Origin of the sequence: Denitraticella aggregata, assembly GCF_048158365.1 — a bacterium.
Classification (GTDB): Bacteria; Pseudomonadota; Gammaproteobacteria; order Burkholderiales; family Rhodocyclaceae; genus Azoarcus_F.
This window is the reverse complement of sequence record NZ_JBLLNL010000008.1, coordinates 150095-162994: the sequence shown is the minus strand read 5'-3', so window position 1 is coordinate 162994 and position 12900 is coordinate 150095. Positions and strand designations below refer to the sequence as shown.

Sequence of the window (12900 nt, the reverse complement as noted above, 5' to 3'; positions counted from 1 at the left end):
TCATTTCGAGCTTCCCTCGTTCCTGTTGCGGGCGCGACGCCCGATCGATGGGTCCATGTCCATCGGCGCCTCGTTTACCGGCGCCAGACCGACACGCCGGCCGAGACGCGACAGGTTCGCGAGCGCGAGCATCACTGCGCCGACCACCGCGAGAAAGACGCCGGTATCGAAAGCCATCGCACTGGCCAGTTCGAACTCACCGACGATCGGCAGATGGAAGTGATCGAAGGCACTGGTCAGAAAGGGATAGCCGAGCGACATCGAAAAGATGCCGGTCGCTGCCGCGATCAGCACGCCGGCACCGATCATCGCGTGGTAATCGATCCTCATGCGCTGCGCGGCCCAGCCGAAACCGCTCGCCATGTACTGCATGATCAGCGCGATCGACACGACCAGGCCGGCAATGAACCCACCGCCCGGCATGTTGTGACCGCGCAGGAAGATGTAGGCCGCGACGATCAACGCGAGCGGCAGCATCACGCGTGTCGCAATCACCATCATCATCGGGTGACGATCGGCCGACACCGCAAAATCCGGGCGCCACGCGCTGAGGCGCCGTCCGGCGTTGCCGCGCACCGCACCGTCGAGCAGCGCGAAGATCGCCAGGGCGGCCACACCGAGCACGATGATCTCTCCGAAGGTATCGAAGCCACGGAAATCCACCAGAATCACGTTCACCACGTTGGTCCCGCCACCGCCCGGCACCGACTGTTTCAGGTAGAACCCGGACAGGGTCTCGAAGTCGCGGGTCATCATCGCCCAGCTCAGTCCGCCGACGCCGACGCCGACCAGCGTCGCCAGTACCGCATCGCGCCAGTGGCGGCCGCGGCCGCTCTCGCGGGGCGTCTCCTTGGGCAGGAAATACAGCGCAAGCAGGATCAGGATCACCGTGCCGACCTCGACCGAGATCTGGGTCATGGCCAGATCGGGGGCCGACAGATAGACGAAGCCGACCGACACGATCAGACCGACGACGCCGACCACCAACACCGCCAGCAGGCGCTGGCGATGCAGCAGCACCGCCCCCAGACAGGCCGACACCAGCAGCAGCCATGCAACCCACAGCGCCGCCGGCGCGGCCTGGAGTTCGCGCGCTCCCGGCAGGTGCGACGAGCCGAAGAAGGCCGCCGCCCCCAGCACGACGATCGCCGACAGCATCACCGCGACATAGCGCTGCAGCGAACCGTTGTGCAGTCCATGCGTAAAGCCGCGGCTCGCACCGACGACGCCGGCCATTACGCGATCGAACATCGTCTTCGCGTCCGGATGCGGACCCGCCTCCCAGCGGGCGCGGATCCGCCGATAGCGCGATAGCGCGAACAGCCCTGCCACCAAGGCGATCACCGACATGAACAGGGCCGGCGTGAAACCATGCCACAGGGACAGATGGAACTCGGGCGGCGGCCCACCGATGACCGCGCGCGACGTGGCCCGTACCAGCGCGCCGACCATCGCCTCCGGGAACAGGCCGATCGCGACCACCAGCCCGACCAGCAGGGCCGGTGGCAGCCACATGCCTGCGGGCGGGTCATGCGGGGTGCGCGGATAGTCGGTACGCGGCGCACCGAGAAACACATGCGCGATATAGCGGAAGGAGTAGGCCACCGAGAATACCGCACCCACGGTCGCGAACAGCGGGATCAACCAGCCCTGACCCGCCCACGCGGTGTGGGCCGCCTCCTCGAGCATCATCTCCTTGGACAGGAAACCGTTGAGCGGAACCACGCCGGCCATCGAGGCCGCGGCCACCATTGCCAGCGTTGCGGTGATCGGCATCAGTAACATCAGTCCGCCCAGACGCCGGATGTCGCGCGTACCGGTCTCGTGGTCGATGATGCCGGCGTTCATGAACAGCGCCGCCTTGAAGGTCGCATGATTGATGATGTGGAACACCGCCGCCACCGCCGCCATCGGCGTGCCGAAGCCGAGCAGCATCGTCACCAGGCCCAGATGGCTCACGGTCGAGAACGCGAGCAGACCTTTCAGGTCATCCTTGAACAACGCGATGCCGGCGGCGAGCACCATCGTGACCAGGCCGGTGGTCGCCACCATGTAGAACCAGGCGTCGGTGCCGGCCAGCACCGGCCACAGCCGCGCCATCAGGAAGATCCCCGCCTTGACCATCGTGGCCGAGTGCAGATAGGCGGACACCGGGGTCGGCGCCGCCATCGCGTGCGGCAGCCAGAAGTGGAACGGAAACTGCGCGCTCTTCGCGAAGCACCCGCCCAGGATCAGTAGCAGTGCAGGCAGGTACAGCGGGGAGGCCTGGATCACATCCGCACTGAGCAGTATCACGGTCAGATCGTAGGAACCGGCGATGTTCCCGAGAATCAGCATGCCTGCGATCAGCGACAGGCCTCCGCCGCCGGTGACCACGAGCGCCATGCGCGCACCCTGCCGACCCTCCGGCAAATGCCGCCAGAAACCGATCAACAGGAAAGACGACAGGCTGGTCAATTCCCAGAAGATCAGCAGCAGCAGCACATTGTCCGACAGCACGATCCCGACCATCGCGCCCTGGAAGAGCAACAGATAGGTGTAGAAATTGCCCATCGGATCTTCCTTGGCAAGGTAGAACCGGGCGTAGATGATGATCAGCAGGCCGATGCCGAGAATCAGCGTAGCGAACAGAAAGCCGAGCCCGTCCAGGAAGAAATGGACATTGAGCCCGAGCGACGGCAACCAGTTCCAGCCAACCCACAGGATCTCGCCCGCCAGGATCTTCGGTGCATGACCGAACAACAAGGCCAGCGCCAGCAGCGTGACCGAACCGGTCGCAATCGCGCATGCGTTACGACCGGCACGAATCATCAGTGCGGGCAGCACCGCCCCCAGAAAGGGCAGCATCACGATCAGGGCAAGGCTCATATGCTATTCATTCCGAATTCGAGGCCAGGGCCGGGGCGCCTCACTCGCACTATCGGTCGACGGGAAGGCCAGATCCACTCGGACCATTCGTGACTGTTTGTTCTTGAACAGCGCGATTCTAGCGAAACGCGTCATCCTGCCACATCCGCAGAATCACGGAGAGAATGTCGGTGATCCGTCTGTACCGACCGACGCCTGAGCTGACCGCCCGTCACGCGTCGGCAACAAGCAGGATATGAACCCGATAAGGCCCATGCGCGCCAAGCACGATCGTCATCTCGATGTCGCCGGTCCGCGACAGACCGGAGATCAGATTCACCGCGCGCGGCAAGATATCGCCATGGTTCTGGCGAAGCAATGTCCAGGCTTCCTCCATGCCGAACACGATCCTGGACATCGGCACCGCGACGACATGCGTCTCCGGCAGCAGGCTGGTGGCCGCCGGTTCGTCGGGTGCCGAACAGCTCATCACGGTGCCAGTCTCGGCGATGGCGCAGAAACAGCCGGTCACGCCGACCAGATCGCCGTCACCGGCGGCCCGGGGCTGCAGGTCCAGTCCGGCCCGCCGCCAATCCAGATGAGCCAGACTCGGCCACACCACGCCCTGCGTCGGCAGGCCGAGTGACTCCAGATAGGCTGCGACAGCCGCCGGCAGATCCCGCATCGACGCGATCTCGGCCACCGTGCTCGACATGCACTGCGCCTCGCGGCGGAAGCGCGCGACCAGATCGGCGGGCGCTGGCGGACGGTCCGGCAGTCGATCGTCGGTCAAGGCCCGCCGCACGTCGGCCAGACCGGCTTCGCGATTGGACGGATCACGACCCAGTGCGGTGCGCAGACGCCCCAGAATGGCATCCCGCGCGGCGCGGCGTTCGGCAGCATCGGGCATGTCAACGCCTCCTCCGGAAGGTCCCGATCCGCGGGCGGCCTTGTTCGCGATGCCTCCTTTCGCCGCCTTTCAGGCCTGCTAAGCCGAATGCCGGGTTCATTCGCGGGGCCTCCTCAGGCCAGCCGGTTGCGCGGCTGGCCGGCCACGAAGGCCTCGATATTGTCTATCGCCTGGTCGGCAAGCGCCTGCATCGACCCCGCGGACGCCCACGCCATGTGCGGCGTCAGGATCAGATTCGGAATGTCCGGTGCGAGCAGCGGATTACCGTCGCGGGGTGGTTCGACCGACAGCACATCGATGCCCGCGCCGCCGATGATTCGCTCCTGCAGCGCTGCGGCCAGCGCAGACTCGTCGATCAGTCCGCCGCGGGCCGTATTGATCAGGATCGCGTCCGGTTTCATCCGCCGCATCTCGGCCTCGCCGATCATGCCGCGCGTGGCATCGGTCAGCGGACAGTGCATCGAGATTACGTCCGCCTCGCGCAGGACTTCGTCGAAAGCGGTGTAGCCATCCCGCACGGTCGCTTGCCCCTTGTGTTCGGCGAACAGCACACGCATGCCGAGGGCCTCGGCAAGGCGCGCCAGCCCACGCCCGAGGTCGCCCCTGCCGATGATTCCCAGCGTCGCACCATGCAGATCGGCGACCGGGTGTCCGAACAGGCAGAAGGTCTGCGATCTGGCCCACAGGCCGTCGCGCACATCGCGCGTGTACTCGAACACCCGTCGTCGCAGCGCCAGCATCAGCATCAGCGCGTGCTCCGGCACGGTATTGACCGCGTAGCCTCGCACGTTCGACACAACGATGCCGCGCGCGCGACAGGCGGCGAGATCGACATTGTCGGCTCCGGTCGCCGCGACCGCGACCATGCGCAGCTTCGGCAGCGCAGCAATGTCTGCCGCGCCGAGCTTGAGCTTGTTCACGATCGCGATGTCGGCCCCGGCCAGGCGCTCGATCACCTGATCCTGCAGGGTGACCGGGTAGGCACGCCATGCGTGCTCGAACGCGGGCGCGCGAAAATCGGCCCTCACCGAATCACGTTCGAGCAATACCACCTGCATTTTCATACGCTCTTCCCTTTTTGCTGTCGTTGCGCATACAACTCCTGAAAGGTGCGTCCCTGAGGTGCGGGGAAGTCGCGGTTCGCGGTCCACCCGGGAGCGACACCCATCACACGGATGCGGTCCTCGCCGTCGGACAGCCAGTTCAGGTAGCGCACCGCCAGACGCGTCATCAGGTGGTACAGACGGGGTCTGCGGGCCAGCGCGGCCCAGACCCGCAACGCCATCCGCTCGCCACGCGGCCGCAGGCCGCGTTCGACCTGTTTTTCGCGCAGGCGTCGCAACAACTCCGGCAGCGGAATACGGACCGGGCAGACCACACCGCACTGATTGCACAGTGTCGCTGCATGAGGCAGGTCGAGCGCGTTCTCGATGCCGGTGAACAGCGGCGTCAGCACCGCGCCCATGGGACCGGGATAGACCCAGCCATAGGCATGACCACCGACGGTCTGGTAGACCGGACAATGGTTCATACACGCGCCACAGCGTATGCAGCGCAGCATGTCCTGGAATTCGCTGCCGACCAACGCCGCGCGCCCGTTGTCGACCAGGATCACGTAGCCATGCTCGGGTCCGTCGAGCTCGTCGACACCGGCCACGCCGGTCAACACCGACACATAGTTGGAGATCGCCTGGCCGGTCCCTGAACGCGGCAACAACCTCATCAACGTGGCGAGATCCTCTAGCCGCGGCACGATCTTCTCGATTCCGGTGATCACCACATGCACCTTGGGCAGCGTGGTGACCATGCGGCCGTTGCCCTCGTTCGTGACCAGTGCGACCGAACCGGTTTCGGCGATCAGGAAGTTCCCGCCCGTGATGCCCATCCCCGCGCTGAGGAAGTGCTCGCGCAGGACTTCCCGTGCCTCCCGGGTCATCGCCGGCACATCGGTGTTACGCGGCCGACCATGGCGTCTCGCGAACAGATCCGCAACCTGATCGCGAGACTTGTGAAAGGCGGGGGCCAGAATGTGGGAGGGCGGTTCATTGTCGTCGATCTGCTGAATGTACTCGCCCAGGTCGGTTTCGATCGGCTGTACACCTGCAGCGACCAGCGCCTTGTTCAGATCCGCCTCCTCCGACAGCATGGACTTGGACTTGACCACCTTGGTCACGCCGTGTCGATGCGCGATCTCGACCACCAGGCGGCAGATCTCGTCGCCGTCGCGCGCAAACAGCACCTCGGTGCCGCGTTCGCACGCCTTGCGTTCGAAGGTTTCCAGCCAAAGATCCAGATTGGCCAGTACCCGGTCGCGGATCGCCTGGCCGGCACTGCGAAGCGCTTCGAAATCGCCGTCATAGGCGGCAACTGCCGACGCGCGCGCATCGACGAACTTGCTGCGCGCCTTGCGCAGATTCTGCTGGAGCAGGCTGTCCGCGAGTTTCTCGCCGACCCTGGCCTTAAAGAACATCGCCTGGGATTTCATATGCTAGCGATCCTCTCCGGCGAGCACTTCCGCCACATGCAGCACCCGAATGCGTTCCTCCCCGAGACGTCGAAGCCGCCCCTCGATCGCGAGCATGCATCCCAGATCACCCAGAACGACCGCGTCCGCGCCCGAGGCGCGAATGTCGTCGCACTTGCGTTCGGTAATCCGCGCCGACAGGTCGGCGAACTTGACCGAGAAGGTGCCCCCAAAACCACAGCACGCCTCGCAATCCCGCATTTCCACCATCCGCACACCCGGCATGCGCGACAGCAGCGTTCGAGGCTGAGCCTTGACGCCGAGTTCGCGCAATCCCGAACAACTGTCGTGATAGGTCAGCACCCCGTCGAAATCTCCGGGCATACGATCGAGCGCGCAGTGCGTGACGAGAAAGTCGGCCAGTTCATGGGTACGCGCGGCCAGCGCGCGTGATCGCTCGAGTCGGACCGGGTCGTCGCGGAACAAGGCCGGATAATGCAGCTTCACCATACTGGCGCACGAACCCGAAGGGACGACCACATGATCGACAGATTCGAACTCATCGATCAACTTGGCGGCGAGTGCGCGCGCGGCGGCTGCATCGCCCGCATTGAAAGCCGGTTGGCCGCAACATGTCTGCGTCGCCGGCACCACCACGTCGCAGCCGGCGGCCTCGAGCAAGCGCAGTGCGGCGAACCCGATGCTCGGCCGAAGCAGATCGACCAGACATGTGACCAGCAATCCGACCCGCATGGTGTCTCCCTCGGCCGTCGAGTGCGCATGGATCAACGTTATTTCACTAGGCGAAATCTGAGCGGCCGGGTAGACTTCGCCCATTCATGATTGACCACTGTACCAAAGTGACAGCCCCGACCGAAACAAAGAATCCGATCCAGGTCGTCGAGCGCATGATGAAGCTGCTCGATGTGCTCGCCCTTCACCCCGATCCGGCTCCGCTGAAGCAGATCGCGCTCGAAAGCGGGCTTCACCCCTCCACCGCCCATCGCATCCTCGGCGCGATGGCGCAAAGCGGCTTCGTCGAGCGTGGTGACGGTGGCACCTATCGCCTCGGGATCCGCCTCCTCGAGCTCGGCAGCCTGGTCAAGTCGCGCATATCGCTGCGCGAGACCGCGATGCCGTTCATGCTCAGATTGCATGCCGAGACTGGCGAGAGCATCAATCTCGGTATCCGCGACAGGGACGAGATCGTCTATGTGGACCGCACGTCGAGCGGACGCGCGGCTGTGCGCGTGGTGCATATCGTCGGTGCACGGGCTCCGCTGCACACCACCGCCTCGGGCAAGCTGTTCCTGGCCGAGGACGGTGGCGACAAGGTGAGGGAATACGCGCGTCGCACCGGTCTGCCCGGATCGACATCGGCGTCGATCACCGAACTCGGTGCGCTCGAGAAGGAACTCGACAAGGTCAGGCGACACGAGGTCGCATTCGATCTGGACGAAGTCGAAACAGGGGTACGCTGTATCGCGGCCGGCATTCGCGATGACAGCGGGCAACTGATCGCTGGACTGTCGCTGTCGACCCCATCCGAACGTTTCAACCCGGACCGGGCGAGCCTGGTGCGCAGCACCGCTGCCGAAATTTCGCGGACACTGGGTTACGTCAGACCGGCATCGCGCTGAGCGGGCATGCACTCAGAACCCGGGTCAGCCACCGCTGCGGTTGTTCTGCAGCGACGCGACCCGCTGCGCGCCGCTCGTCTCAAGCCACTGCTTGACCCGCTTCGCATCGGCCGTTCGCGTGTAACGCCCTTCCGAATTGAGCAGCACCATGATCACCGGCTCCCCGCGAATCCAGGTCTGCATCACCAGGCAACGGCCCGCCTCGCGGATGAAGCCGGTCTTGGACAGGCCGACCTCCCAGCCCGGTTCGCGCACGAGGCCATTGGAATTCCCGTAACGCAGGCTGCCCTTGCCGACCCGCACGTAACGCTCGTCGGTGGTCGAGAACTCCCTGATCAACGGATAGGTCGAGGCAGCGGAGACGAGCTTGACCAGATCATGCGCCGAGGCCACATTGCGCGGATCGAGGCCGGTACTGTCCGCAAAACGCGTATCCCACATGCCGATCATGCGGGCCTTCACGTTCATCGCCTCGATGAAGGCTTTCCGTCCGCCCGGGTAGTGCCGCGCCAGCGCGGAGGCCGCACGGTTCTCCGACGACATCAACGCCAGATGCAGCATTTCCTCGCGGGTCAGTCTTGCCCCCACCGGCATGCGGGATCCAGTACCCTTGAGCTTGTCGATGTCCGCGGACGTGACGGTGAGCACTTCGGACAGATTCTGGCGCGCGTCGATGACGACCATCGCCGTCATCAGCTTGGTGATCGACGCGATCGGAAGCGCCCGATCGGCCGCGCGCTCGGAGATGATGTCGCCGGTCTTCTGGCTGGCGACCACGAACGCGGCCGAAGCGAGCGCCGGGTTACCGTGCCGATCGAACTCGATGTGCAGCGCAGAAGGATTGGCTGCGGCGATAGACCTTTGGTGGACGCCGCTGCTGGTGATCGTCGTGACCGTCCGGTTCTGGGCGATCGCCGATTGCGCAAGCGTCACTCCCAGGCAAACTGCGACAAGAACGAATGGCTTCATGGACGGACCCACAAGTCGAGATTCAGGAACGATTCAAAATATCTGTTTACATTCTTAACGAAATTAAGCAGATATCAAGTCTTTTTCAAGTTATTTCTCGAATAATCCTGAATTCGTTGTGACTTCGTCGGCGGGGAGACCTGCAGCGCCGAGTCTCGTCGCCACCCAATCGGGCGGCGACGGAAGCGCCAAAGATACACGCGGACGGCGGCCGGGAAAAGTCTTGTTACAGCTACGACCAACCCGCAGCCGGCGGGCCGGTCAGACCCGCAGGAAAGTCGCGACCTCGTCGCGTTTGGCGATCCCATCCTGGTAGCCGAGTTCCATCAGCGCACGGGTGAAGCCGGGTTCGAACAACAGATAGGACAGCAGTGTCGAGCCTTCGCGGCGCATCGCGCCGACCCCACGCAGCACCAGGCGCAGCGCCCGCGGCAGATCGCCACGATGCCGACCCGCGATCGCATCGAGTCGCTGCGACGGCGAGATGACCAGCGTCTCGATGGGGCGCAGCACCATGCCTGCCGCCTCTCGCTGCGCGGCGGTGAAGGCCGACAGCGTCTGGTTGATCCGTTGCATGCGCTCCAGGTCCACCGCCAGACTGTCGAGAAAGATGCTCGACAGCGCGTGACCGGCGATCTGTGCCGGCGACGGATAGGCATCGCTGCGCTGACGGCCCTCTTCAGCTAATCGCCCCGAACCGATCACCAGAACCCGATCCGCTCCGAGATGAATCGCAGGGCTGATCGGCGCAAGCTGGCGCATCGACCCGTCCCCGAAATACTCGCGATTGATTCTGACGGCCGGAAACACGAACGGTATCGCGCTGGTCGCGAGCAGGTGCTCGATTCCGAGGCGGGTGCGCACACCGATGCGTTGCGCACGCTGCCACGGGGGTACCTCAGGTGCCGCCTGGAAAAAGGCCAGACTCTCGCCCGAGGAGTAGCCCGAGGCCGAAACCGAGACCGCATGCAGACCGCCGGACGCGATCGATCGGTCAATCGCGTCGAAGTCGATCACCCGTGCAAGCAACTCACGCAGCGGCGCGTTGTCCAGCAATGAGCGCGGCGTCTGGCGAATCGCCCAGCCGGATGTCAGGGCCGCCCCCCAACGCGCCCCGGTGGCCAGCAGCGCGAGCGCATCGGCCCGGTATATCTTGTCGACATGGAAGTTTCTCCAGATCCAGGCCAGCTTGCGCACCGCGGTATTGAAGTCAGCTGAGAACACCGCCAGCGCAACCGCGTTGATCCCGCCGGCCGAGGTGCCGCACAGAATCGGAAACGGGTTGCCTGGGCGGGCGCCGCGGATCTCACGAATCGCCTGCAATACCCCGACCTGATAGGCTGCACGCGCCCCGCCACCCGTCAGAACCAGCGCCGCCTTTTCGCCCTGCATGTCATTTGCGCCATCGAAGCCGATGCCCGAATCATAGCCTGCCCGAGTCCCCGATGCGGGCAGGCGACTCGACGGACGCAATGCAGCATGTGACCTACTTCGCGACGCCGTCCTCTTCCTGGACGGCTTCCACCGTCGCGAGCGCGGTCATGTTGATGATCCGGCGCACGGTTGCCGACGGGGTCAGGATGTGCACTGGCTTGGCCGCGCCGAGCAGGATAGGGCCTATCGTCATGCCTTCACCGGCCGCCATCTTCAGCAGGTTGAAGGCGATGTTGGCCGCATCCAGGGTCGGAAAGATCAGCAGGTTGGCCGATTCACGCATGCGCGCGTTCGGGAAGATCTGCGTGCGCAACTCTGCATCGATCGCCGCGTCGCCGTGCATCTCGCCCTCGACCTGCAGTTCGGGATGCTCGGTGTGAAGAATATGCATGGCTGTTCGCATCTTCTCGGCGGTCGGCGACTGGGCTGCCCCGAACGACGAATGCGACAGCAGTGCAATCCGCGGCTCCACCCCGAAACGCTGCATCTCGGCGGCCGCCAGCACCGTCATCTCGACGATCTGCTCGGCGGAGGGATCGTAATTGACGTAGGTGTCGGCCAGAAAGAGGGTTCGTCCGGGCAGGTTCAGCACGTTCAGCGTGTACAGGGTCTTCACGCCCTGCCTGCGCCCGATCACGGTCTCGACGAAGTCGCGATGGATTGCATGCATGCCATAGGTCCCGCATATCAGGCCGTCCCCATAGCCGAACTTGAGCAACAGCGAGCCGATCAGCGTGGTGCGGCGGCGCACTTCCTTTTTCGCGTATTCGACCGACACCCCACGCCGCTCCATCAGCTCATGGTAATGGGTCCACAATTCCTTGAAACGGGGATCGGAATCCGGGTTGACCAGCTCGAAATCCTGTTCGGGCTGTATCCTGAGCCCGAAACGCTCGATGTTTTTCTCGACTACGTCGGGACGTCCGATCAGGATCGGACGCGCCAAGCCTTCGTCGATCACCGTCTGGACCGCGTGCAGCACCTTCTCGGACTCGCCCTCGGCGAAGATGATGCGTTTCGGAGCATTGCGTGCGGCAGCGAACACCGGTTTCATGATCAGGCCGGATTGCCACACGAAATTGTTCAACTGGGTACGATAGGCCTCCCAGTCGGTGATCGGCCGGGTCGCGACGCCGGAGGCCATGCCGGCTTCCGCCACTGCCGGTGCGATCTTCACGATCAGGCGCGGATCGAAGGGCCGGGGAATGATGTAATCCGGGCCGAAGCCGGACAACTTTTCACCATAGGCCGATGCGACGATGTCGCTTTGTTCGGCGCGGGCGAGTTCGGCGATGGCCTTGACCGCGGCGAGCTTCATCTCGTCGCTGATCGTGGTTGCACCCACGTCCAGTGCGCCGCGAAAGATGAACGGGAAGCACAGCACGTTGTTGACCTGGTTCGCGTAGTCGGACCGGCCGGTCGCGATGATCGCATCGCTCCGGACCTTCTTGACTTCCTCTGGAAGGATCTCGGGCGTTGGATTGGCCAGCGCCAGGATCATTGGATTCGGGGCCATTTTCGCCACCATGTCGGACTTGACCACCCCGCCGGCGGACAAGCCGAGCAGCACGTCGGCATCGGCGATGACTTCGCCCAGCGTTCGCGCATCGGTCTTCTTCGCGTAGCGCGCCTTGATCGGGTCCATCAGCACCGTGCGGCCCTCGTAGACCAAGCCCTCGATGTCGGTCACCCAGATGTTCTCGACCGGGATGCCGAGCATCACCAGCAGGTCCAGACAGGCCAGCGCGGCGGCTCCGGCACCGGACGTCACGACCTTGACCGCTTCGAGCGCCTTGCCCTGCAGGTGCAGGCCGTTGAGCACCGCGGCGCCGACGACGATGGCAGTGCCATGCTGATCGTCATGGAAGACCGGTATCTTCATCCGCTCGCGCAGTTTCGACTCGATGTAGAAACACTCGGGCGCCTTGATGTCTTCGAGGTTGATGCCGCCGAAGGTGGGCTCGAGCGCCGCGATCATGTCGATCAGCTTGTCCGCGTCGGGTTCGTTGAGCTCGAGGTCGAACACGTCGATTCCGGCGAACTTCTTGAACAGCACGCCCTTGCCTTCCATGACCGGCTTGGCCGCCAGCGGTCCGATGTTCCCCAGTCCGAGCACCGCGGTGCCGTTGGTGACCACGCCGATCAGGTTGGAGCGCGCGGTCAGCGTTGCCGCCTCGCCCGGATCCGCGACGATCGCATCGCAGGCGGCCGCCACACCCGGCGAATACGCGAGCGACAAGTCACGCTGGTTGGTCAGCACCTTGGTCGGCGTCACCGAAATCTTGCCGGGCCGCGGGTAGCGGTGATAATCGAGCGCCGCAGCGCGAATCAATTCGTCCATTGTCTGTTCCTGTCCTTCAGTGCTGGTCCTCGGAAACCCGTCGCCTTGAAACCGGTCAGGCCTTGCTCGACCGACGCGGCGGATCGGCTGATCTGACGCAACCTATTTCATATCGTGATAGATCAGTTCAAAATGCAGGATAAGCCCATCCTGCCGCAAGCAGCAAGCGGGTTTTCGGCTCGGGTCGCGCCGTGGCATAATAGTAGGCTCTCGACGCATACAATGAAGCCTAGTAGTTTCCGCAAGTGTTCCATTTGGGAGTCGGTGATTCCCCTGTCGCGAGGTTCGCGCATGC

Annotated in this window: 9 protein-coding genes; 1 reads left to right on the top strand and 8 read right to left on the bottom strand. The window is 64.2% G+C overall.

Going from position 1 to position 12900, the window contains the following annotated elements; genetic code table 11:
* From ACKVEX_RS11590 to ACKVEX_RS11570, 5 genes are all read right to left on the bottom strand, one after another.
* A complete protein-coding gene (locus ACKVEX_RS11590; protein ID WP_473215884.1) occupies positions 1-2868 on the bottom strand; it encodes a monovalent cation/H+ antiporter subunit A in 2868 nt (955 codons plus the stop codon).
* A gap of 211 nt (positions 2869-3079) precedes the next feature.
* A complete protein-coding gene (locus ACKVEX_RS11585; RefSeq protein WP_473215883.1) occupies positions 3080-3757 on the bottom strand; it encodes a LutC/YkgG family protein in 678 nt (225 codons plus the stop codon).
* Between the two features lie 113 nt (positions 3758-3870).
* Positions 3871-4821 carry a D-2-hydroxyacid dehydrogenase gene (locus tag ACKVEX_RS11580; RefSeq protein WP_473215882.1) on the bottom strand — a complete coding sequence of 317 codons (951 nt, stop codon included), beginning with the start codon at positions 4819-4821 and terminating at the stop codon, positions 3871-3873.
* Entirely contained in the window at positions 4818-6242 is a 1425-nt protein-coding gene (locus ACKVEX_RS11575; RefSeq protein WP_473215881.1) for a LutB/LldF family L-lactate oxidation iron-sulfur protein, read from the bottom strand. The genes ACKVEX_RS11580 and ACKVEX_RS11575 overlap by 4 nt, the downstream gene beginning before the upstream one ends.
* Positions 6243-6245: 3 nt before the next feature.
* Positions 6246-6974: a (Fe-S)-binding protein gene (locus ACKVEX_RS11570; RefSeq protein WP_473215880.1), complete on the bottom strand. Its 729-nt coding sequence runs from the start codon at positions 6972-6974 to the stop codon at positions 6246-6248.
* Between the two features lie 86 nt (positions 6975-7060).
* Between ACKVEX_RS11570 and ACKVEX_RS11565 the strand changes: the two genes are divergently transcribed.
* The gene (locus tag ACKVEX_RS11565; RefSeq protein WP_473215879.1) at positions 7061-7861 is read left to right on the top strand and encodes an IclR family transcriptional regulator; all 801 of its coding nucleotides are present in this window, start codon (positions 7061-7063) and stop codon (positions 7859-7861) included.
* Positions 7862-7885: 24 nt separating this feature from the next.
* On the opposite strand, the gene pbpG is transcribed toward ACKVEX_RS11565, so the two are convergent.
* The 3 genes from pbpG to ACKVEX_RS11550 form a co-directional block, all read right to left on the bottom strand.
* A complete protein-coding gene (gene pbpG / locus ACKVEX_RS11560) occupies positions 7886-8830 on the bottom strand; it encodes a D-alanyl-D-alanine endopeptidase (protein WP_473215878.1) in 945 nt (314 codons plus the stop codon).
* 261 nt (positions 8831-9091) lie between these two features.
* Positions 9092-10222: a patatin-like phospholipase family protein gene (locus ACKVEX_RS11555; protein ID WP_473215877.1), complete on the bottom strand. Its 1131-nt coding sequence runs from the start codon at positions 10220-10222 to the stop codon at positions 9092-9094.
* Positions 10223-10316: 94 nt separating this feature from the next.
* On the bottom strand, positions 10317-12605 hold the full coding sequence (locus ACKVEX_RS11550) for an NADP-dependent malic enzyme (protein WP_473215876.1): 2289 nt from the start codon (positions 12603-12605) through the stop codon (positions 10317-10319).
* Between the last annotated feature and the right edge of the window lie 295 nt (positions 12606-12900).

Coding starts and splice junctions, on each gene's coding strand:
- ACKVEX_RS11575 (WP_473215881.1), bottom strand. CDS start 6,242: ATGAAATCCCAGGCGATGTTCTTTAAGGCCAGGGTCGGCGAGAAACTC.
- ACKVEX_RS11580 (WP_473215882.1), bottom strand. CDS start 4,821: ATGAAAATGCAGGTGGTATTGCTCGAACGTGATTCGGTGAGGGCCGAT.
- ACKVEX_RS11555 (WP_473215877.1), bottom strand. CDS start 10,222: ATGCAGGGCGAAAAGGCGGCGCTGGTTCTGACGGGTGGCGGGGCGCGT.
- ACKVEX_RS11550 (WP_473215876.1), bottom strand. CDS start 12,605: ATGGACGAATTGATTCGCGCTGCGGCGCTCGATTATCACCGCTACCCG.
- ACKVEX_RS11590 (WP_473215884.1), bottom strand. CDS start 2,868: ATGAGCCTTGCCCTGATCGTGATGCTGCCCTTTCTGGGGGCGGTGCTG.
- pbpG (WP_473215878.1), bottom strand. CDS start 8,830: ATGAAGCCATTCGTTCTTGTCGCAGTTTGCCTGGGAGTGACGCTTGCG.
- ACKVEX_RS11570 (WP_473215880.1), bottom strand. CDS start 6,974: ATGCGGGTCGGATTGCTGGTCACATGTCTGGTCGATCTGCTTCGGCCG.
- ACKVEX_RS11565 (WP_473215879.1), top strand. CDS start 7,061: ATGATTGACCACTGTACCAAAGTGACAGCCCCGACCGAAACAAAGAAT.
- ACKVEX_RS11585 (WP_473215883.1), bottom strand. CDS start 3,757: ATGCCCGATGCTGCCGAACGCCGCGCCGCGCGGGATGCCATTCTGGGG.